This is a genomic window from Methyloferula stellata AR4 (assembly GCF_000385335.1).
GTDB lineage: Bacteria > Pseudomonadota > Alphaproteobacteria > Rhizobiales > Beijerinckiaceae > Methyloferula > Methyloferula stellata.
The window spans coordinates 274920-296561 of the sequence record NZ_ARWA01000001.1 but is presented as its reverse complement, the minus strand read 5'-3'; the positions used below and the strand labels follow the sequence as shown (position 1 = coordinate 296561).

The 21642-nt window shown below is 59.1% G+C and carries 21 protein-coding genes; 11 read left to right on the top strand and 10 right to left on the bottom strand.

From position 1 onward, the window contains the following. Positions 1-101 precede the first annotated feature (101 nt). From A3OQ_RS0101495 to A3OQ_RS0101485, 3 genes are all read left to right on the top strand, one after another. Entirely contained in the window at positions 102-2324 is a 2223-nt protein-coding gene (locus A3OQ_RS0101495) for a sensor domain-containing diguanylate cyclase (protein WP_244427071.1), read from the top strand. A gap of 244 nt (positions 2325-2568) precedes the next feature. After that, complete coding sequence (locus tag A3OQ_RS0101490; RefSeq protein ID WP_026595370.1) at positions 2569-3666, top strand: AbrB family transcriptional regulator; 1098 nt, start codon at positions 2569-2571, stop codon at positions 3664-3666. Beyond that, on the top strand, positions 3663-4238 hold the full coding sequence (locus tag A3OQ_RS0101485; protein WP_020173576.1) for a YbhB/YbcL family Raf kinase inhibitor-like protein: 576 nt from the start codon (positions 3663-3665) through the stop codon (positions 4236-4238). The genes A3OQ_RS0101490 and A3OQ_RS0101485 overlap by 4 nt, the downstream gene beginning before the upstream one ends. Before the next feature lie 241 nt (positions 4239-4479). On the opposite strand, the gene A3OQ_RS0101480 is transcribed toward A3OQ_RS0101485, so the two are convergent. The 5 genes from A3OQ_RS0101480 to A3OQ_RS0101460 form a co-directional block, all read right to left on the bottom strand. Then, positions 4480-4872: a carboxymuconolactone decarboxylase family protein gene (locus A3OQ_RS0101480; protein WP_020173575.1), complete on the bottom strand. Its 393-nt coding sequence runs from the start codon at positions 4870-4872 to the stop codon at positions 4480-4482. Positions 4873-5035: 163 nt separating this feature from the next. Further along, positions 5036-5365: a hypothetical protein gene (locus A3OQ_RS0101475; protein WP_020173574.1), complete on the bottom strand. Its 330-nt coding sequence runs from the start codon at positions 5363-5365 to the stop codon at positions 5036-5038. Beyond that, positions 5366-5593 carry a hypothetical protein gene (locus tag A3OQ_RS0101470; protein WP_020173573.1) on the bottom strand — a complete coding sequence of 76 codons (228 nt, stop codon included), beginning with the start codon at positions 5591-5593 and terminating at the stop codon, positions 5366-5368. Positions 5594-5708: 115 nt separating this feature from the next. After that, positions 5709-6050, bottom strand: coding sequence for a Rieske 2Fe-2S domain-containing protein (locus A3OQ_RS0101465; RefSeq protein ID WP_020173572.1), 342 nt, complete (start codon positions 6048-6050; stop codon positions 5709-5711). A 68-nt stretch (positions 6051-6118) separates the two neighbouring features. Continuing rightward, positions 6119-8326, bottom strand: coding sequence for a TonB-dependent receptor (locus tag A3OQ_RS0101460; RefSeq protein ID WP_020173571.1), 2208 nt, complete (start codon positions 8324-8326; stop codon positions 6119-6121). A gap of 239 nt (positions 8327-8565) precedes the next feature. On the opposite strand from A3OQ_RS0101460, the gene dmeF reads away from it, so the two are divergent. Continuing rightward, positions 8566-9525, top strand: a complete 960-nt coding sequence (gene dmeF, locus A3OQ_RS0101455) for a CDF family Co(II)/Ni(II) efflux transporter DmeF (RefSeq protein ID WP_026595369.1) — start codon at positions 8566-8568, stop codon at positions 9523-9525. A gap of 28 nt (positions 9526-9553) precedes the next feature. On the opposite strand, the gene A3OQ_RS21090 is transcribed toward dmeF, so the two are convergent. Next, positions 9554-10036: a Fur family transcriptional regulator gene (locus tag A3OQ_RS21090; protein WP_020173569.1), complete on the bottom strand. Its 483-nt coding sequence runs from the start codon at positions 10034-10036 to the stop codon at positions 9554-9556. A 398-nt stretch (positions 10037-10434) separates the two neighbouring features. Between A3OQ_RS21090 and A3OQ_RS0101445 the strand changes: the two genes are divergently transcribed. The 4 genes from A3OQ_RS0101445 (at position 10435) to A3OQ_RS0101430 (ending at position 13700) form a co-directional block, all read left to right on the top strand. Continuing rightward, positions 10435-11205, top strand: coding sequence for a metal ABC transporter ATP-binding protein (locus A3OQ_RS0101445; RefSeq protein WP_026595368.1), 771 nt, complete (start codon positions 10435-10437; stop codon positions 11203-11205). Next, entirely contained in the window at positions 11202-12077 is an 876-nt protein-coding gene (locus tag A3OQ_RS0101440) for a metal ABC transporter permease (protein ID WP_020173567.1), read from the top strand. The genes A3OQ_RS0101445 and A3OQ_RS0101440 overlap by 4 nt, the downstream gene beginning before the upstream one ends. 65 nt (positions 12078-12142) lie before the next feature. Then, entirely contained in the window at positions 12143-13033 is an 891-nt protein-coding gene (locus A3OQ_RS0101435) for a metal ABC transporter substrate-binding protein (RefSeq protein ID WP_026595367.1), read from the top strand. A 124-nt stretch (positions 13034-13157) separates the two neighbouring features. Continuing rightward, a complete protein-coding gene (locus tag A3OQ_RS0101430; RefSeq protein ID WP_152428276.1) occupies positions 13158-13700 on the top strand; it encodes a GNAT family N-acetyltransferase in 543 nt (180 codons plus the stop codon). Positions 13701-13767: 67 nt separating this feature from the next. On the opposite strand, the gene A3OQ_RS23320 is transcribed toward A3OQ_RS0101430, so the two are convergent. Then, complete coding sequence (locus A3OQ_RS23320) at positions 13768-14502, bottom strand: tetratricopeptide repeat protein (protein ID WP_161607288.1); 735 nt, start codon at positions 14500-14502, stop codon at positions 13768-13770. Between the two features lie 222 nt (positions 14503-14724). After that, entirely contained in the window at positions 14725-14850 is a 126-nt protein-coding gene (gene ykgO / locus A3OQ_RS0101420) for a type B 50S ribosomal protein L36 (protein WP_012590802.1), read from the bottom strand. Between the two features lie 351 nt (positions 14851-15201). On the opposite strand from ykgO, the gene A3OQ_RS0101415 reads away from it, so the two are divergent. Continuing rightward, entirely contained in the window at positions 15202-15750 is a 549-nt protein-coding gene (locus A3OQ_RS0101415) for a globin domain-containing protein (protein WP_020173563.1), read from the top strand. Between the two features lie 60 nt (positions 15751-15810). Here A3OQ_RS0101415 and A3OQ_RS0101410 read toward each other — a convergent pair whose 3' ends face one another. Both A3OQ_RS0101410 and A3OQ_RS0101405 read right to left on the bottom strand, forming a co-directional pair. After that, a complete protein-coding gene (locus A3OQ_RS0101410; RefSeq protein WP_020173562.1) occupies positions 15811-17094 on the bottom strand; it encodes an efflux RND transporter periplasmic adaptor subunit in 1284 nt (427 codons plus the stop codon). Beyond that, on the bottom strand, positions 17091-20288 hold the full coding sequence (locus A3OQ_RS0101405) for an efflux RND transporter permease subunit (RefSeq protein WP_020173561.1): 3198 nt from the start codon (positions 20286-20288) through the stop codon (positions 17091-17093). The genes A3OQ_RS0101410 and A3OQ_RS0101405 overlap by 4 nt, the downstream gene beginning before the upstream one ends. A 193-nt stretch (positions 20289-20481) precedes the next feature. Between A3OQ_RS0101405 and A3OQ_RS0101400 the strand changes: the two genes are divergently transcribed. Next, the gene (locus A3OQ_RS0101400; protein WP_020173560.1) at positions 20482-21153 is read left to right on the top strand and encodes a TetR/AcrR family transcriptional regulator; all 672 of its coding nucleotides are present in this window, start codon (positions 20482-20484) and stop codon (positions 21151-21153) included. Positions 21154-21338: 185 nt separating this feature from the next. Continuing rightward, positions 21339-21629, top strand: a complete 291-nt coding sequence (locus tag A3OQ_RS0101395; protein ID WP_020173559.1) for a YtcA family lipoprotein — start codon at positions 21339-21341, stop codon at positions 21627-21629. Positions 21630-21642: the final 13 nt, after the last annotated feature.

The following is a 21642-nucleotide window of genomic DNA, read 5'->3' as shown; positions in this document are numbered from 1 at the left end:
AAATTTATTGACCGGTGGGCGCTAGCACAAAGCAGCCCCTGGAGGCCGTAGATGCGGCGCGGCCGTTCCGCGATGGCGATCACCAAAAACTGGCCAGGCTCATGCGGGAACATATGGCTGCTTTGATCAACTCTCAGCTGGATTTCATTTTTTTCTTTTATGGTCTGGCGTTCATTCTGCTCGGCAGCACTTGCTTCGCCATTGCGCGAGAGGCAGGGCGCGGCGAGCCTTGGGATGTGCTCGGCCTGTTCGCCTTCCTGCATGGTGCCGGTGAGTGGCTGGACCTCGCCGCGCTGGATATAGCCGATACGCCCTTATTTGCCGTGATGCGCACGGCGCTCATGGCGATATCTTTTCTTCTCCTGATGGAGTTTGCCCGGATGAACGCCATCCGGTTCGGGTTGCGCGCACCGGCGCGATGGCTGTTTGGGCTCTATCTTCCCCTGCTCCTGCTGGTCGTTTTCGCCGGAACGCAAGGCGGAACCGCGACGGCCAATGCGGTTGCGCGCTATGCAATCGGATTTCCCGCGGCGATTGCCGCCGCTTCGGTCTTCGCCTGGTTCGCCAAAGGATTTTTGGGCACTGCGAGACATTTGGCGATTTTCGCCGCAATGGCCTTTGTCCTTTATGCCTTTGCCGCCGGCATCATCGTTACGGTGGCGCCCTTCTGGCCTGCGGATACGATCAACCAAGACTGGTTTGTGCAGCTTACGGGAATCCCGATTCAGCTGGTGAGGGGACTTCTCGCCTGCGCGCTCGCGCTCACGATCTGGGCGATCTGGAGACATCAGCTTGTTTTGAAGGTCGCTTCCGAGCGTTACACGGCCTTTCTGCACCAGCAGTTCATCTGGACCCTCGCGGCGATGGGCATCATCCTCGTATGCGGCTGGATCCTGACGGAATTTCTCGGCGGAATTTACAAGCAAAATGCGGAGATGGCGGCGCGGGCGGATATTGATCTTATCGCGAGCCATCTCGCGGCCGAGACCGCGCCCATTGAAGCCATGGTGAAATCGTTCGCCGGTGCGCCATCCGTGCAATCCCTATTGGGCGGCGCAAGTGCGGACGAAACTGAGCGTGTCAAATCGATGTTGGATCTCGATGTCGAAGCGTCGGGCGCGAAGCTCGGCATGATATTCGACGGGTCCGGCAGAATCGTGATGTCTTCCGGTCAAAAGGAGATGGGGGCGGTGCCGCTCAACGCCGGTTCCGCGCCTTATTTTCTGACGTCGCTCGCAGGCGAGTTAGGCCGATACTTCGCATTCGATGCTGCGGCCAAGGAACTCGATTTTTATGCAAGCTATCCGATCCGGGGCAGGGTTGGCGAAGTCGTCGGCGTCGCGGCTCTCCAGAAATCCCTCAGTGGCTTCGATGCCGATCTTCGGGAGTTTGACCGCCCATATTTCTTTGTCGATCCCAATGGCGTCATCGTGCTCACGAACCAGCCAAAGATGTTGTTGCGGCCGTTTTGGCCGCTTACCCCCTACAAGGCGGCTGCGCTCGCGGTACAATACGGGACGCTGAATGATCGGCCCTTGATGAAACGCGAGGTCGAAGACGGGACATGGACCCAGGCTGATGGTGAACGCAATTATCTGCGCCGCCGTTTCGTGCATGCGAGCCAATGGTCCTTGGTGATATTGAACCCGACGCAGGAGATATTCGCGAGCCGCATTTTGGGAATCGTCATCACCTTTCTGACGACGATCATGGCCTTGATCTATCTTTTCGGTCGCGAGCGTTGGATGCGCGACAAGGTCGAGGTGGAGAAGCGCCTCGAATTGCAAAAGCTGGCGCGTGATCTCAAGTTCCAGGCAACCACGGACCCGCTCACCGGCCTATCCAATCGACTGCAATTCGATCAGGGGCTGGCCAATGAAATGCTGCGGTCAGAGCGTTATGAGACGCCGCTATCCTTGGTCCTCTACGACATCGACCATTTCAAGGATATCAACGACACATATGGCCATCAGACGGGCGATAAAGTTCTGGTCGATCTTTCGCAATTCGTCGCGGCCCGGATCCGGAGCACCGATTTGCTCGCTCGCTGGGGCGGCGAGGAATTCGTTCTTGTACTGCCTGGAACCGACAGCGCGATGGCCTATTTGGCTGCGGAAAAATTGCGCGATGACGTCGAGAAAACCGCCTTTGACGGACTTCAAACCGTGACCTGCAGTTTCGGCGTGGCTCAATTCGCCGTCGGCGACACAGCGGAAAGTTTTATCGATCGCGCAGATGCCGCTCTGTATCAGGCCAAAATCAGCGGCCGCAATCGCGTGAAGCTTGCGCCCAAATCGGCAGCCGAAGAGGGCTTTGTCATTTAAAGATCTGCGCGCGGCTAAGGCCGCTCGCGATGACCGCCGAGGTGAAGCCACCCCTCGCAGGCAGGATGAAGATCAAAACATCGTATGGTTGCGGCTACTATGGCTATCCGGGATATTACGGCTATTGGTAATGGCGCGGCCCGCCTATAGAGCTGAATAGCATGCGAGCCCCGCCGGCCGATGTCAGCGCGGGGCTCGTCGGACGAAATGGAATCCGTTTCGTCCGGGAATTAATGAGATACTCATGCTTCGGCGAATGCGGCTTGCTTCAGTCTCGGTCGGCCAACATGGCGGCCATGTTCAATGGGGCCTCCTCCTTCTTCTCTCCATTCTTGTCACCTTGCCGCTGGAGCTTTTGCACCTGCCGGCGGCTCTGCTGCTTGGGCCGATGATCGCAGCGATCCTCGTGGCCGCGGGCGAAGCCTCGGTGCGAGTGCCGCAACTGCCGTTCATTCTGGCGCAAGGCGTGATCGGCGCGCTGATCGCGCGCAGCCTGTCGCCCTCGATTCTGGGCGAGATGATTCATGATTGGCCGCTTCTTTTGGCGACGGCCTTTTCGGTCATTCTGGCGGCGAATGGGCTTGGCTATCTTCTTGCGCGGCAGCAAATCCTGCCCGGGACAACCGCGATCTGGGGCTCCTCGCCGGGCGCCGCCACGGCGCAGGTCTTGATGGCAGCGGCCTATGGCGGCGACATGCGGCTTGTCGCCTTCATGCAATATTTGCGGATCGTGCTCGTCGCCGGTTTTGCATCCGCCGTGGCACGCATCTGGCTGCCGCCGGCCGCGACTGCTGCTGCGGCGATCGACTGGTTTCCTCCGGTCGCTTGGCTGCCCTTGACCGAAACTCTGGCTGTCGGCTGGGGTTGCGTCTTGATCGCGCAGCGTCTGCGCATGCCCGCCGGGGCCTTGCTGCTGCCCTTGATCGTCGCGGCCATATTGCAAGGCATGGGCGTTTTGACGATCGAACTGCCGCCCTGGCTGCTCGCCGTCAGCTATGCGCTCGTCGGCTGGAGCATTGGGTTGCATTTCACGCGCCCCATCCTGGTTCATGCGGGCCGCGTACTGCCGAAAGTGCTGCTTTCGATTCTGTCGCTGATGGCGATCTGCGGCCTCTTTGCCGCCATCCTGACCTTCGCGGCCGGCATCGACCCTTTGACCGCCTATCTGGCGACGAGCCCCGGCGGCGCGGATTCGATCGCGATCATTGCCGTCTCTAGCAGGGTAGACGTGCCCTTTATCATGGCGTTGCAAACTGCGCGTTTTCTCCTCGTGGTCGTCACCGGCCCGAGCGTCTCGCGCTTTGTCGTCAGACGCATGGGCATTTTGAAGGAGCAGATGTGACTCCCGCCGTCGAGCGCATGATCGGGCATTGGCTCCGCCGGGTCAGGGCGGGCGACCGCCATCTTGCCTGCAACGATCCGCGCCTGGCCGACGCGCCGGAAACCATTTCACTCTCGAGTCCGGCCTTTAACGAGAATGGCCCGATGCCGCGGCTTTATGCCGGCCTTGGCGTCGGCGAGAATATATCGCCGCCGCTTGAATGGTCGAACGTGCCGCTCGGCACGAAGGAGCTTGTGCTGATCCTGCAAGACCCTGACGCGCCGTTGCCGCGTCCCGTCGTGCATCTGATCGCGATCGGCATTTCGCCCGAGATGAAAGGCGTGCCCGAGGGCTGTCTGACGCCGGAGGAAAACCCGCCTTTCCGGTTTGGCCGCGGTTTCATGGGACGTGTTGGCTATGCCGGACCGCGCCCGGTGCGCGGCCATGGACCGCATCGTTACGTATTTCAGATCTTCGCGACGCGGCAACAACTGGATTTGCCAGAGAAGGCGAATCTCGAAACGGTCATCGCGCAAATGGCCGATGTGCTTCTCGCACGCGGAAGATTGACCGGCGTTTATGAGAGAGACTGAGATCAAAGCTTCATAAAAGCCCTCACCCTGAGATGCGAGTATTCGCAGCCGCCCTTCGCGGCTTCGAATGCGAGCCTCGAAGGGCGAGGGCTCTATGCAATGCCTTTGATGGCTCAACCCTCGTCCTTCGAGACGGCGCTTTCCAAGTCGCGCTTGCACGACTTGGACATTTAAAATGTCCATTTCGGGCTAAACCCGAAATGGATTGCGCCTCCTCAGGATGAGGATTTCGCGGCAAGCGCTAATCCTTTAAGAATTGCGGATCGACCGGAACGTCATAGCCATGCACGAGGCGGTTCGTCTCATTGGCCAGCCCGATCACCGCGAGCAATTCGGCGAACTGTGCGTCGGTCATGCCTTTGGCCCTTGCTGCAGCCGAATGCGAAGCGATACAATAGCGACAATTATTGGTGACGCTGACTGCGATATAGATCATTTCCTTGGTGAGCGGATCGATCGCGCCCGGCGCCATCACCTGCTTGATATTGTCCCACATGCGTTTCAACGTCGCCGGATGGCGCGCCATGGCCTTCCAGAAATTATTGACCCAATCCACTTTTCGGACAGCTTTGATGTCTTCGTAAATGGCTTTGACTTCGGGAGAGGCTTCGCTCTCTTCAATGAGTATCGTCATCGGCAAAGCTCCCGTAATCTAGAGTCAGGACTCAATTGATGGATCGTCATTGCGAGGAGCGAAGCTCCGAAGCAATCCATGCCACCACTTGAGTGGTTGTTCCTGGATTGCTTCGCTTCGCTCGCAATGACGGTCCTCATTATGCAATGATTAGGTCTTGACCCTAGGCACCTGCATTATCCGACAGACGGTGAGGTCCCACATAGCCGATAATGAGGTTCTCGACGTGGCCTGCCAAAGTTGCCCGGTTCTCGGCGAGCGCGATCCAAGCGTCGAAGGCTTCGCGCGTCGGCCAGGATTGCATCTCTTCGGCGCCTTCGAATTCGCCAAGCTCCTCGAACATGGAACCGGCGTTCATCCAGCAAAACCGTTCGACTGAGAAGAGCGAATAACCCTCTTCGCGCTCGACGAGAAACGTGCCGTCGCCGCGTGAAAAGAGAAGCCGGACAGCGGTGATGCTGCCCGGACCTAAGGCCTGCTCATCGGAGGCCAATTAATGACCGCCTTCATGCTTCTCGGCGGCGGCATGTTTCAGCTCGCGCGCGGCATCGACCGCGAATTTGGCTTGCGCCTCGGTCAGAGCCTTATTGGCGGCGATCGCGGCCTTCATCTTCGGCATTTCGACGGCGGTTGCATTGGGCAGCTCGGTGACGAAAGCGGTGAGCGCCGCGCAAATGCCGAACAATTCGTCGATTTTTTCTTCCAGTGATTTCTCGGCCATGGCTTCCTCCAAGGGCTAAACGCAAACATGGGACCAGGATCAAATGCGGACGCAGAAAGTAGGGTCGAAGCCAACTACTCCTTTTTAACCGCCGATCCTAGCAAGATAGGATCGTTCAGGCTTTTCCGCCCGCCGGCCTCTCCCAACCGACATCGACCTGGATTTGATCGCCCCGGACCCGAAGCTCAAAGGGTTCAAGCTTATGGTCGGTGATACTTGTCACGCATTTGCCTGTGCCGGCGTTGAAGCCCCATTGGTCGGTGGCGCAGACGATTGTCTTACCGTCGAAGGTCGTCTTATCGTCAAAAGGCACATCCTTATGTGGACAGCTCCCGCGATAGGCCTTGAGCTCGCCGCCCGTCGGCCAAAGCAGAACAACGCTGGTTTGACCGGCTTGAAAAATGCCCATGCCGCCTTCGCTCACGGCATCCGTTGGGCAGAGATATTTAAACCCCATTGAGGTCCCTTTCCCAATAAAAGTTGACCTTTACAGGCAAGTTGCGGACCAGAAAAGGCGCCGAAAACTCAAAATTTCTGCGAGAGCCCGGCGAAAAAGCCCCGGCGCGGGCCAAATTGCGGCGCGAAGACGCCAATGCCCGAGCCGTCGCGGATTTCATAAATATGATCCAGAAGATTGACCACGTCGAAGCGGACAGTCAGAGGCCCCAAGGGCGAGAGCTGGTCTTTCGGAAATTCATGCGAGATGCCGAGATTGACCTGCGCATAGGGCGACACCGCGCCGGTATTGGCGAAACCGCTGCGCAAGCCGCTGCCATAGGTGAGATCGGCGCTGATGCGTGTCCCGTAAAGCAGGTATGAAGCACCGGCCGAGCCCGTCCATGTCTGCGCGTGATCCGTGTAGACGTAATGGGTCTGCGCATAGGCGAGTTCATCGGCGTCGAAGAGATATTGATTGGAGGAGGGGTCGGTCGCGCGCTGCTTCGCCCAGGCGAGATTGGCATAGGCGCGGAAATTCTCGTTGACGTAATTCGCCTTGAATTCGACGCCGGTATTATAGGCGCGGTCGTAATTGAAGGCCGTCAGCACCAGCGCCTGACCGAATTGCCCATCGTCCAGAAGATTGCGGGCGCGCTTGTAATAAGTATCGACGCCGGCCTCCAATCCGGGAACGAAGGGAATTTTTTGCGTCACGCCTAGATCGACATAATCGGCGCGCTCAGGCTTGACCGGATCGTTCTGCATCACGCTCGGTTGCAGCGTCGTATTGTTGAAGGCCGCGATATTGACGGGCGCTGCGAGCGCCTGTTCCGGCGGCGTGAAATAGCGCGCATAGCCTGCGTGAAAGACCGTACCTTCGAAGGGCGTATAGGTGAAACTGATGCGCGGGCTCACCTGATTGGCATCCGTATATTGATCGATCTGATCGAAGCGGACGCCGCCATTGACTGAGACTTGCGGCGTGATCTTCCATTCGTCCTGCGCGTAGACGGATCCGATCCACCCAAGCTTGCTGCTCGAACCCGGAATGTTGAACGGCGCATCGACCGGATTTCCCATGTCGTCGAGCGGCAACACAGTATTGGAATCGATGGCCCTGGTCTTTTCGGCGCTGACCTGAAAGCCGGCGCGCATCGTGTGCAGGCCAAAATGATAGGCCATATCGCCCTGGAAGCCGTTGAGTAGCGACTCGCGCGTCACATCCGAGGCGACGCCGTTGAAGACGAGATCGCCGATGGGGTCCGGTACGAAATGCAAGGTACTGTAGCGCGAGAAGAAGGCCAATTGCCCGTCGATATTGCCGACCGTCCTTTGGATCGCGAGTACATTGTAGAAATTCCGCTCGACTTGGTTCTCGTTGAGCTGGGACGAGTCGAAATTGCTGACGCCGAAAGCGGTGAATTGCGGCGCCTGTCCGGGCGTATTCGGAATCTGATAGCCGCTGATCGAGAGGCCCGAGAGGTAACTGAGCCGCGTCGAATCGTCGAGAAGCGTCGAGACATAACCGAAGAAGCGGCCTTGCCGGCTCAAGTCGTGAATGGCCTCTGTGCTCGACGTCGGATTTTCAATGCCGAGATTGGTGTTGAGAAAGCGGCCGGTCATGTAAAATTGCGTCGGGCCGACCGTGCCGCCGTAAGAAAAGCTCGGTAGCAATGTATCGTGGCTGCCGCCATACATGCTGATCGTCCCGCCTGGCTGATATGTGCCGCTGCGGGTTTCGATGTCGATGAGGCCGGCCGTGTGCAATCCGAATTCGGCCGGCAGAACGCCGTCGACCAAGCTCAAGCGTCCGACGAAACTCGTGTCGAGAATCTGTCCGAAGCCGGAAACGCCGTCGGGCAGGAGAATGCCGTTGATGCGATATTGCACATTGGCATGTTCGTTCCGGATGTGGAGATCGCCGCTCGCCGCCGAATCCTGACTGACACCCGGTAGTTGAAGAAGGACCTTGTCGAAGGACTGGTCGGTGCCTTGCGGCATCGCCTCGATTGCCTTGTCGTCGATGCTGGTCGTATTGGCGCCCGCCTGAGTGAAAATATCGCGCCGCGCCGCGTCGAGCTTGATCGTCTCGGCCAAAACCTGCGGGCTTGGCGCGAGCACCGCGCCGACGCCGCTGCCATTCGAAGACGCCGAGTCGGGCGTCAGCGGCGCAAGCGGGGCCGCCGTCACATCGACCTGGGGAAGGCGCTCTTCCGCGAAAGCGGGCGATTGCAGGGATAGGAGCGCCGGCAAGGCGCTGCCGGCGAGCAGAAAACAACAAAAGGAAGAACGCATTCCGCAACCTGACCTCGGCTAGAGCTGTGATGTTATATTAGTACGTAATAACATAACATATAGTCAAGCCCAGGGTCGGAGCCGGGGACCCGTCCCGATTGGAGCGCGTAAGCGAGCGAAGAATCAGCGGCTGGTCGCGTCTTGAGGGCCGAACTTTGGCCTCGCAATGACCTGAGCGCGAAGCGGATGTTCTGTGGAGTGCGACGTGCTAGAAGCAGCCTCCAATTGGAGCTGTCCGCATGCACTCGCATTCCCTAGAGCCATGGACTCACGAGCACGCCTTTTTGGGCGAAAAGCACCATGACAACGAGCGCCGGACTTTGGCGGTCGTGGCACTCACCGCTGCGATGATGGTCGCCGAGATTGTCGGCGGCACGGTTTTAGGCTCGATGGCGTTGATCGCGGACGGCTGGCATATGTCGACGCATGCGCTGGCGCTTGGTATTGCGGCGCTGGCCTATCGTTTCGCGCGGACGCACGCGCACGATAGCCGTTTTTCATTCGGCACCGGCAAACTTGGCGAACTCGCCGCTTTCGCCAGCGCCATTATACTTGCGATGATCGCACTCTATATCGGCTCGGAGAGCGTGCACCGGCTGTTTAATCCGGTCGCCATCGGTTTTTCCGAGGCGATCCCAATCGCCATTCTCGGTTTGGGTGTGAACGTCGCCAGCGTTTGGCTTCTGCATGATGACGATCATCATCGCCATGATCATGACGACCACGCCGACGACCATGGTCACGCTCATAAACATCATGGTCACGATACGAATATCCGAGCCGCCTATGTTCACGTTCTCGCGGACGCTTTGACCTCGGTGCTCGCCATCGTCGCGCTGGTTGGCGGTTTGGTCTTCGGGCTTACTTGGCTCGACCCCGTGATGGGTCTCATCGGCACGGTCGTCATCGCGGCTTGGGCCGTGAGTCTCATGAAGACGGCTGGAGCCGTCCTGTTGGACGTCGCGCCCGATAGGGACGCCGAGCGCGCCATTCGCGAAAGGCTGGAGCGCGCTGGCGACCGCGTGACCGACTTGCATCTCTGGCAGGTTGGACCGGGCCACCGCGCCGCCGTTGTCTCGATCGTGAGCGACGATCCGCAACCGCCTTCGGTCTACAAGCGCCGTCTTGCCGACCTCGAGCACCTTAGTCACGTGACGATTGAGGTCGAAGCCTGTACCGGCCGTGCGGAGGCGGCTTAGGGTTAGCGGGTTTGTCGCTGCAGGAGCGTCAGGCTTGTGCCGCTGCCGCTTCGGAACAGGATTGGCAAAGGCCTTCGACCTCGACCACCTGGCGCTGCAGATGAAAATGCGAGGCCGACGCGGTCTCGATCAGGATTTTATCGACTTCGACATTGTCGATTTCCGTCGATCTGCCGCAGCCGGAGCAAATCAATAGGATGCCGTGATGATCATGGCCGGGATCGTCGCAGGCAATATAGGCTTGCCGGCTTTCGATCTTCACGACAAAGCCGTTCTCGACCAGGAAATCGAGCGTCCGATAGACGGTGGGGGGCGCGATCGTGCGGCCCTTGAGTTTGGCGAGATGATCCATGATCTCATAGGCGCCGACGGGCTTGCCGAGCTCGGCGAGAATGGAGACGACCTCCCGCCGCAAGGGCGTGAATTGCAGACTCTTGCGCGCGCAAAGCTCTTCCACCTTTTTGACCCAGGCCTTGCCGGGGTGAACCTCGTCGCGGGCTTTGGATATCATGACATCGATTCCGGAATGGTCGCGGTGACGCTAGTCAAGATATTAGGCGAAATTGCCGGTACGTCACAGAGTTTCTTGGTCTTTTCCTCACCCAGGAAGATAATGCCCCAGAAATCACTCGCACTTCCGCCGCTTTTGCGTTTATTTTAAAGTTGGTTGCCAGTCCCGGCACGGTGAGGGGCGTCAGTTTCGCATTCGCGACATAAGATCTGTAATGGGTTGACTGACATATTATAACATAATAATACCAGATCAATGCACAGGTGGATCTTGCCTTTCTTTGCCGATGACCCTTTCAGAGGCTCGCTCCTGGCGCGATCGGCCGCGGCGCGTCTTGCTGTCGTCGCCGGGATAATTGCCTGTTTATGGCTCGCGATTTTTTGGGCGGTATCTCTGCCATGACCGCTACCGCGCCGCGCGACACGACCATCCGGTTGAGCAATGTCACCATTGCCTATGAACGGCATGCTGCCGTGCATCATCTGCAAGGATCTTTCGCGCCGGGAAGCCTGACGGCGATCGCCGGGCCGAACGGGGCAGGCAAATCGACTTTGCTGAAGGCGCTCATGGGCGAATTGCCACTTGCCGCGGGAACGATCGACCGCGGCGGATTGGCGATCAGCGATTTCGGCTATCTGCCGCAAGCGGCCGAGATCGACCGGTCCTTTCCCTTGAGCGTCGCCGACACAGTTTTGCTCGGCGCCTGGCGTGAAACCGGCCCGTTTCGCTCCGTATCGGCTGAGACGGCCGATAAGGCGCGCCGCGCTTTGGCGACGGTCGGGCTCGAAGGATTCGAACGTCGCCGCATCGGCACTTTATCCGCCGGACAATTCCAGCGCGTCCTCTTCGCGCGGCTTTTGATGCAGGATGCAAAGATCATCCTTCTGGACGAGCCTTTCACGGCGATCGATTCGCGCACCAGCCAGGACCTTCTGGAATTGATCCATCGCTGGCACGAAGATCACCGCACGGTGATCGCGGTGCTGCATGATTTCGAACAGATTCGCGCGAACTTTCCCCAGACTCTGCTGCTCGCGCGCGAAGTCATCGCCTGGGGCCAGACCGACGTTGCCATGTCTGGCGAAAATCTGCTGCGCGCGCGTGCGATGGCCGAACATTGGGACGAGACCTCGCCGCTCTGCGCCGCCGAGGATAAGATCGTCGCATGAGCCTTTATGATGCCCTCATCGGGCCTTTCGCCGATTTCGGTTTCATGCGCCGGGCCTTTATCGCCTGCGTCGCGCTTGGACTTGGCGCCGGGCCCATCGGCATCCTTTTGATGCTGCGCCGGATGAGCCTTGTCGGTGATGCGATGAGCCATGCCGTGCTGCCAGGCGCCGCGATCGGCTTTCTGGTGGCCGGCGGTCTGTCGCTCTCCGCCATGGGTTTAGGCGGCCTGATCGCAGGCCTTGCCGTCGCGCTTCTCTCGGGTCTCGTCAGCCGTTCGACCACGCTGCGGGAAGATGCGAGCTTTGCGAGCTTTTATCTGTCCTCGCTCGCGGCCGGCGTTCTCATCATCTCATTGCACGGCTCCAACATCGATCTGCTGCATGTGCTTTTCGGAACCATCCTCGCGATCAATGCCGAGGCGCTTTATCTTGTCGGCGGAATCACTTCCTTCACTTTGATCGTGCTCGCCGTGGTCTACAGGCCTTTGATCGCGGAATGTTTCGATCCGGGCTTTCTGCGCGCCGTCGGCGGACGCGGGCATCTTTATCATCTGCTCTTCCTGTTTCTGGTCGTGCTCAATCTCGTCGCAGGCTTCCAGGCGCTCGGCACTTTGATGGCCGTCGGCCTCATGATGCTGCCCGCCGCCGTCGCGCAGCTCTGGGCGCGCAGCCTGTCCATGCTCGTGATCGTCGCGACGAGCATCGCCGCGATTTCCGGTTACATCGGCCTGATCGTTTCCTTTCATTTCGGTTTTGCCTCGGGTCCGTCGATCGTGCTGACGGCGAGCCTGTTTTACGGTCTTTCGCTTTTATTCAGCCCGTCCGGAGCGTTGCGGCGGCTCTTGCCGTCGCCGCCGCATTTGGCGCACTGACAGAGAGCTATTGTTCGCGGAAACGTCGCTGAATGCGGCAACGTTATAACAGCAAAGGGCTTCGCATGAGACGGATCGCGCTTGGGCTTTTGATGTTTACGCTCGCCATGCCGGCAGCGGCGGTGCCAGCGGCGGCGAAGATGATGCATATCGTCGCCAGTTTCACGATCATTGCCGATATGATCCGTCAGGTCGGCGGCGACCATGTCGACGTGGTGAGTCTCGTCCACTGGAACGGCGACCCGCATGCCTATGAGCCGTCTCCCGACGACGCGAAGCGGCTGCGCGACGCGGATATTGTTTTCGTGAACGGCATGGGTCTCGAGGGCTGGATGGATCGCCTCATCAGCGCTTCCGGCTACAAGGGCAAGCCGGTCTTCACCGCGAATGGTATGTCCGTGTTGAAGATGGAAGAGAACGGCCAGTCCATCGTAGATCCGCACGCCTGGAACAGTGCGGCCAATGGCATCATCTATGTCCGCAATATCATCGAGGCCTTATCCGCGGCAGATCCCGAAGACGCGCAGGATTTCAAGACCTCGGGCGAAAAATACATCAAGGATCTAGAGGCACTCGATGCCTATGCGCATCAGGAAATCGATGCGATTCCGCTGGCCAAACGCAAAGTGATCACGACGCATGATGCCTTCGGCTATTTCAGCCGCGACTATGGCGTGATGTTTCTCTCGCCGGTCGGTCTGTCGACCGAAACGGAAGCCTCCGCCGCCACCGTCGCAAAGCTCATCAAACAGATCAAGGCGGAACATGTGCACGCGTATTTTTTTGAAAATTCGAACGATCCGCGTCTCGTTCAGCAGATTGCGAAAGCAACGGGTGCGGTACCGGGCGGTGAACTCTACGTCGAAGCCCTGTCTCCGCCCGATGGCCCGGCGAATACCTACGCGCAGATGTTTCGCTATAACGTCGACCAGCTCGTGAGGGCGATGAAAAATTAAATCGAAATTCGAAGATTCCTATCGCAAAGCTTGAGCAAAACTCTGTAAGACAGTTCCACCCATCCGGTTGGTCTCGGCAAAAGGCACGTTCGATCCTTTTGCTGCCGGGGTGTGGGAGGAATGCGTGTCGGATACGGAATTTTTGCAAGGCGTCGTGATCCGTGACTGCGTCGAGGAAGACATACCGGCCGTAACGGCCATTTACAGGCACGCCGTCCTAAACGGCACCGGCACCTTCGAGATAGAGCCTCCGGGCGAAGCCGAGATGAAGATCCGCCGCCGCGTCATGCTCGCCTCGAACTATCCTTATCTCATCGCCGAGAGCGACCGGAAGGTCGTCGGATATGCCTATGCCAATAGCTACCGGCCGCGCGAGGCCTATGCGAAAACGATCGAAAATTCAGTCTATGTGCGCGACGGCTTTCATGACCGCGGCATTGGGCAGAAGCTGCTTGCGGCGCTCATCGATGTGGCGGCGGAGCGCGGTTTCCGGCAAATGATCGCCATCATCGGGGATTCCGAAAACGCCGGATCGATCCGGCTGCACGAAAAATTGGGCTTTGCACGGGCCGGACTCTTACGCGCCGTCGGCCATAAGCACGAGCGCTGGCTCGATACGATCTTGATGCAGCTTGAGCTGCCATTGGTGGAAAGCGACATGATCTAGCGTCTGAGCCGCATTATTTGACGCGTGATCCTTATCGAAAAAGCCCGCAGCTTTTTGCAATCATGCTCTAAATATCGCGGCCTTCGACTTCAAGCGTCAGCTTCTCGACGAGCTCGCGCAACTCGGGCTGTTTGGGGTTGAGCGCAAGCGCCTTGCGGAACACATCGAGCGCCTGCTTGTTGAGATTGGCTTTCTGCAAAATGAGCCCCATGCCGGCCAAGGCGCCATAATGGCGGGGTTCGAGTTTTAGGGCCTGATCGATATCCGCCATGGCACCATCGATATCATCGGCTCTGAAACGTGTGGTCGCGCGCTTGTTCCAAGCCTCCGCCCATTGCGGCTTCAGCACGACAAGTTTGTCGAAGATGGACAGCGCCAAAGGATAATGGCCTGCGAGTAGCGAGGCGGAGCCGCGCTCCATAAGAAGATTGGCCGTATCCGAATCGGAATGGCCCCAAATCCGCTCGATCGCACCAGCGATGCCTTTCGCCGTTTCATCGTCTTCGGCATTGGCGAGCCGTTTGAACAAGATGTCCAGGCTCTGCTGGCGGAGCACGGTGGTTGTGGGCTTCGGCGCCAAGGCCTTGCGCAAAGCTTCCGCCTTTTCGGCTTCGGTCAGCTTTTTTTCGGGCGGGTCGGGGCGCAGCCGCCGGTCGTCCGGCCGGTCGACGTGATCGAGACCACCGCCGAGCTCCGGCGATAGCGGTCCGTTCGGTCCAAAAGTCCGCACGCCCGGCGGCATTCTCATGGGTGGAAAGCCGGGGACTTGCATATAGTCGCCGGAGCCTGGTGCGCCGGGCATGTTCCGCTCAGCTGCGCTTTCGAAAGCGCCCGCGGCGGAGGGCCAGACTGAGAGTCCGCCAGCAGCGGTCGATAAGGCGAAAATGAGTGAAAGAGCGGCGCGCAAAATCATGCCGTTAAAATACGGCAGGCGGCATTCAGCGTCAAAGCCGATCCTTGGCTCCGCGCAGCTCTGTGATGACAAAGCTTTGAAGCGTTCGCGCCTACAGGGCGCGGCTTGGTCTTAGCCCTGACGCGCCTTGTAGCGCTTCTGCGTCTTATTGATGATATAGACGCGGCCCTTGCGGCGCACGAGCTGGTTGTCGCGATGGCGACCGCGCAGGGATTTCAGGGAATTGCGGACTTTCATCGAACCAATCCAGAGAGATATTTTCAAAGTCATCGGGCGCAGCGGCCGGACGCGAGGCATGCATATGGCCTATTTGAGCAAAAGGATCAACACCTGAGCGCCTGGCATCTGCCATCTGCAGGCGCTTTTTACGAAATATCGGGCGCAGCGCGGGTTTTGGAGACCGAAAACGCCCTGGAAACAGCGTAATTGACTTGAAATTCGCCCTGATGTTAATCCCGAAGCGATTTCCTTCCGAGGTCATGCCCGGCTCGCCACAGAAGCAAAGCTGCGCGCCGGGAGGCTCTTCGGCCAGTCAGGCATCAAAGTTGCACGACGCTCAGCGTCCGCGCGACAGGAGAATGTGGGAAGATGACAAACGAGCAGGTTGAAATCGTCAAACGGACATTCGCCAGGATCATCCCTCAGCGTCCGGAAGGCACGTCCGAGATGATCTTGCAGCGTTACGCAAAGATCCTGCACGAGGCGAACAAGAAATTCGCCGACCCGTTCTATGAGCGGTTTTTCGAGAAATGCCCCGAAGCGCGGGAACTCTTCAAAAACGATATTGAAGAGACCAAGCAGAAATTCATGAATCAGCTCTCGATCTATCTGCGCAGCATGAATCGTCTGCACGATACGCTGAACAGCATGCAATATGCCGGTTGCGACCACATGAAGGTCGGCGTCAAGATCGAGCATTACCAGCCCTTCGTCGCCGCCCTTCTTTACACGCTCAAGGAGCAGCTCGGCGACGAAGACTTCAACGACCTTGTCGCGCAGGCTTGGATTGCCGTGATGGCTCGCATTTGCGGTATCATGGCCAATGCCGCCTATCCCGACGAGCGCAACAAGGCAGCGGAGGAACTGGCTGCCAGGGAAGAGGCTGCCGCGGCGGCGCGCCAGCAGCAGCAAGGCTGAAACCGAACGCTTTGCAATAAACAAAAAAACGGCCCGATGAACGGGCCGTTTTTTTGTTTATTAGCCGGGCTTCGCTTCGGTTTTCGGCGGCGGCTCCTGGATCTTAACCTGCATGCCGTCGCTGACGGTCGCTGGCGGGCTCAAGATCACCTTGTCTCCCGGTTTTAGGCCATCGCGCACCTCGACGTCGGCGCCATTGTCATATTCCACGTCGAGCTTGCGAAGCTGCACTTTGCCCTGATCGTCGACGACGGCGGCCGAGAGCCCGTCCTTGTTGAAAATCACCGCCTGGGACGGGATGCTGATCGTCGGGGTTTGCCTCTGCACCTGCAGATGCAGGATGCCATAGAGGCCGGCGGTCAGTTCGCCGTTCTTATTATCGACGTCGACTTCTGCGAGAAGCGTGCGGGTGCCCGGCCCGAGCGAGCGGGCATTGCGCGCCACGACGCCGTCGAATGTGCGTCCAGGCAGCTCCGGCACGGTGACGACCGCATGATCGCCGTCCTTAATACCGAAATAGGCCGCTTGCGGCACCCAGACCTGGACGCGCAGCACATCCGTGCGTTGGATCGAGAATAGAGACGTGCCGCTCGCGGCATCGGCGGTGACGAGGCTGCCGACATCAATCAAGCGGCTCGTAATGACGCCGTCAAAGGGCGCCGTGACCTGCTCGAAGCCGGTGAGTTGGACCAGCCGGTTCACGGCCGCTTCCTGAGCCACGACATTCGCGCGCGCCACGGCCAGGGCCGCGCTGCTTGAGGCCGCGGTCAAACGGTCCTGATCGCCCTGCTGGGCACTGGACCAGCCTTGCTGGACGAGCCGCGACGTGCGTTGATCGGTAACCTTCCCGAGGTCCGCATTGGCCTGCGCCTGCAGAACGGCGGCCTTGAATTGCTCGAGCTGGCCTCTGGCCTGGGCGAGCTGCGCGTCGAGATCGGGCGCGGCGATGACGGCGAGAATGTCGCCCTTTTTCACCTTGCTGCCGATATCGACATTGCGCTGTGCGATATAGCCGGTCGCGCGGGCGAAAAGCGTCGCCTGGTCGAAGGCCGCCATGTTTCCGGGCAGCTCGATCGTGCGCGGCCCGGCAATTTCCTTGACGGTCATGGCGCGTACGGCCGGCACCGTATTCTTTCGCGCTTCGAGCACTGCAACCGCGTCGGCATGACGGTCGGACTGGCTTTTGGCGCCGAAGGCGACGAGCCCCGCGACGATGACAACGACGCCGATGCCGAGCAGCGTTGCAATCCGCCGCCGGCCGCGCTCATTTGCCGGCTTCTCCGGCTGCTTCTTCTCCTGCGCTTTTTCATCGAAAAACGCTTGTTCCGCGGGCATCTTGTTCATGACATTGATCCCTGATGGGCCAATTCCCCTTCCGCTGGCGCGTGCGTTTTTGTCTTCTCGAAACGGCCGATGATGGAATAAAGGAAGGGCACGAATAAAAGCGTGGTCATGGTGCCGATCGCCACGCCGCCGATAACGGCACGGGCGAGCACGGCGTTTTGTTCTTCGCCGGGGCCGCCGATCGCCATCGGAATCATGCCGACGATCATCGCAGCCGCCGTCATGAGCACAGGGCGCAGACGGGTCGTGCCGGCCGAAAGCGCGGCCTCGAAAGCGCTCATGCCCGCTTCACGCTGCTCGCGCGCGAAAGTGACGAGCAGGATCGAATTCGCCGAGGCGACGCCGATCGACATGATCGAGCCCATCAGAGACGGGACGCTGATCGTCGTGCCGGTGACGAAGAGCATGAGCATGATGCCGGCGCCGGCGCCAGGCAGTGCCAGGATCACGGCGAGCGGATCGAGGAAGCTCTGATAATTGACGACCATCAACATGTAGACGAAGACGGCGGCGAAGAGGAGACCGATCGTCAGGTTCGAGAAGGCCGAGTTCATGCTGTCGATCTGACCGCGCACATGGATCGTGTTGCCCGGCTTCAGCTTCTGCTGGGTCTCGTCGACGAGCTTCTGAATAGCCTTGCTCGCGGTGCCGAGATCGATGTTCTGCACACTGCCGTAAATGTCGTAGACGGCTTGAATGTTCGAATGATTATAGACCGATTGCACAGGGGTGCGTTTCACGGAGGCGACATTTCCGAGCAAAGTCGGAATCGGTGTGCCATTCGGATCGACGCCCGCGGCGAGCGGCGTATTGTCGAGCTGGTTCCTGTTCGAGATGCGATATTCCGGTGTCTGCACGGCAAAATAATAGGGAATGCCGTTTTTCGGATCGGTCCAGAAATTCGGTGAGACCTGCTCTGACGACGATAGGCTGATGTTCAGATTGTTTGCGACCTGTTGCATGTTCAGCCCGAGCTGCTGGGCGCGCGTGCGGTCGATTGTGTACAATAAAGACGGTGCGTCGAGTTCCTGCTGAACGTGCACGTCGACGAGGCCGGGAACGTCAGCCATTTTCTGCTGCAATTCCTTGGCAAGCGCCTGGTTGCCGGCGCGGTCGCGGCCCTGGAACTGCACGTCGATCTGCGTCGGCACGCCGAAGTTCAAGACCTGCGTCACGAGATCGGCGGGCTGGAAATAGAAGAGCACATCCGGGAAAGCGGAAGGCAATTCCGTCCGCAGCCGCTTGATGATTTCGGCCGTCGGCTGATGGTCTTCGGCGAGTTCGATCTGAATCGTGCCGTCGTTGACACCGATCGCCGAACCGTCGGTGAAAGCGAGATTATAGCTGCGCTGCGGCAGGCCTATGTTGTCGAGGACGAGCTTTAGGTCCTTCGGATCGACGATGGTGCGAATCTTGTCCTCGACCTCTTGGAAGATCTGTTCTGTCCGTTCGATCCGCGTGCGCGCCGGAGCACGCACATGCAATTGGATCAGGCCAGCGTCGACATTCGGAAAGAAGTCGGAGCCGATATGATAAGAGAGAACGACGGCCTGCGCGACGATGGCGAGAGCGACGAGCGGCGTGATGATGCGCCGCCGCAGGATGCCGGTGAGCAGCCATCCATAAAAATCGCGGAAGCGGTCGAACCTTGTGTTGAAGCCCGCATGGAAACGCTCAAGCCAATTCGGCTTCGCGCCGCTGTGCTGCCGTTCGTGCTCCTTGCGGATCAAGAGACCGATCATGATCGGCGTCAATGTCCGCGAAATCGTATAGGAGGCGAGCATGGCGAAGACGACGGCCATCGCAAGCGGCGTGAAGAGATAGCGCGCCGCCCCTTGCAGAAAGAAGACTGAGACGAAGACGCAACAGATCGCGAGCGTCGAAATCAAGGTCGGAACCGCGATGCCCGCCGCGCCTTCGAGGATCGCCTTGTCGAAGGGCTCGCCTTCTTCCAGAAGCCGGTGCGTGTTCTCGATCGTAACCGTCGAATCGTCGACGAGAATGCCGACCGCGAGCGCGAGCCCGCCGAGCGTCATCGTATTGATCGTCTGGCCGAGCGCCGAAAGCACGGCGAGCGAGGTCAGGATCGACAGCGGGATCGACACCATGACGACGAGGGTCGAGCGCCATGAGCCGAGGAAGATCAGGATCATCAGAGCCGTGAGGCCGGCCGCGATCGCGCCCTCGTGCAAGACGCTCGTGATCGCGTTCTGCACGAAGACCGACTGGTCGAACAGGAGCTTGATGTCCATGCCGGGCGGCGCGGCGCGTTGAATGTCGGGGAGTGCCGCCTTCACCCGGTTGACGACATCGAGCGTCGAGGCATTGCCGTTCTTGATGATGGTCAAAAGAACCGAGCGCTTGCCTTCGGCGCGCACGATATTCTGCTGGACGGCCCAGCCGTCGCGGACATGCGCTACATCGGAAAGATAGACCGTCGTGCCGCCGACCTGCTTGATCGGCAGCTTGTTCAACGCATCGATGGACGGTGCCGTCGCATTGACTTTGACGATAAATTGCTTGTCGCCGAGCTTAACATCGCCCGACGGCAACGTCAGGCTCTGGGCGTTGACCGCATTGACGACGTCGATTGGCGCGATTCCGCGGGCGTTGAGCGCGTCCGGATCGAGATCGACCATGATCTGGCGATATTTGCCGCCATAGGGCGTCGGTAGTGTGATGCCCGGGATCGGCGCCAGGGCCTGGCGGATTTGATAAATGCCGTAATCGTAAAGCTGCTGCTCGTTCAACTGATCGGACGACAGGCTCAACTGCAGCACCGGGACGGATGAGGCGTTGAACTGAACGATCACCGGCGGCTGAATGCCCGTCGGCATCAAAGCGCGGATCGAATTGGTCGCCGAGACGATCTGCGAAATGGCGAGATCGACGTTGACGCCGGGTTGGAAGTAAATCTTCTGCACCGCGATGCCGGAGAGCGTCTGGCTCTCCATATTCTTGATGTTGTTGACGTTCGATGAGATCGAATATTCGCTGTAGGTGGTGACGCGCGCTTCCATCTCCTCCGGCGTCAGGCCTGTATATTGCCAAATGACGCTCACGACCGGGATGTCGATATTCGGGAAAATATCCTTCGGCGTGGTCAGAATCGCACTGCCGCCGAGGAAGAGCATCATCACCGCCAGCACGTAGAAGGTGTGCTTAAAGCGAAGCGCGAAGGCAACAATACCCATGGGTCGCTCCAGAAGCCGCGTTCACGCCGGCTCGTTCCACCCGGTCGAAAGCGTGCCTTGAAAATCGTCGGGCACGTCAAAAACCGCCGGAAGAGAGGATTTCCCAGCGGCGCGGCGGCCTGTTTCACGTACTTGACGTATTGTATGGTACAGTACATATCAAGGGCCGTCGATAGCTCTCACGAGTTAGTGAATGAAGCAAGCCGCACAAAGTTCTGACTGCGCCATTTCGCCCACGAGCAAACGTCTGGTGGCGCGCCGCGACGCTTTTCTGGAAGCCGGACGCGCGGTCTTTCACGAAAAGGGCTTTGCCGACGCCACTCTCGACGATGTGATCGCCAAGTCCGGCGGTTCGCGGCAGACGCTTTACGCCTTGTTCGGCGGCAAGCAGGGTCTGTTCGAGGCGATCGTCAGCGATAATTGCGAGACGATTTATCGCGGCATGGCGCTCGATGTTCTTGCCGCGCGTTCGCCGGACGAAGCGCTTGAGGAAATCGGGACCCGTTATTTGACGATCGTCACGTCGCCGGACTGTCTGAGCCTTAATCGAATGGTCATCTCGGAAGCGCCGCGCATGCCCGAGCTCGCGCAAAGGTTCTGGAGTCTCGGTCCCGGCCGTAGCCGGAGTTTTTTGACGGCGTTTTTCGAAACCCAGATCGCCCGCAAAACGTTGCGGTTGACCGAGGCCAACAGCGCGGCCGACCGATTCATCGAGATGCTGTCGGGCACGGTGCGTATGCAATGTCTGATCGGCTTGCGGCAGCCGCCGACAAAGACCGAAGTTAAAAAGATCGTGAAGGGCGCCGTCGCGCAGTTTCTCGATGGATGCCGGCTGAGCCGCGAGCCGAGCGTGAAATCTCTGTAACGCTAGACACGAGCCTTACGGACTCGCCTTGATACCGCTAGCGATTACAAAAGTTTTTACGGATTTCGAGGGTTTTAGACAGCTTTCCATCTTCTGTCGGCTGGGACAAAAACTTCTCCTTCTTCTTTCGTGGAAGCCGGATTATTTTGGCTGCGGTAGGCCTTACCGGGGGGAGAAGGGCTTTGTTGGGTAAAGGGGCTGAAAGAAAGCGCCGGCTGTCTGGCCTGGCGCGCGGCGGTGCCGTCGGTTCGGTGACCGCCTTGACAGGTTGCAATTCAGCTCCTTCGCAGAGCATTCTCGGCTCCTACTTTCCCTCCTGGATGATTTGCGCGCTCATAGGTTTGGCGGCGACCATTGTCGTTCGCCAGCTTCTCGTCGCGAGCGGCCTCAGTGAAACTCTGCCGGCGCCAGTCATCGTCTATCTCGCGCTTGCGACCGCCTTCGCTTTTGCAACCTGGCTGATATGGCTGCAGTAAACCCCAAAACAGC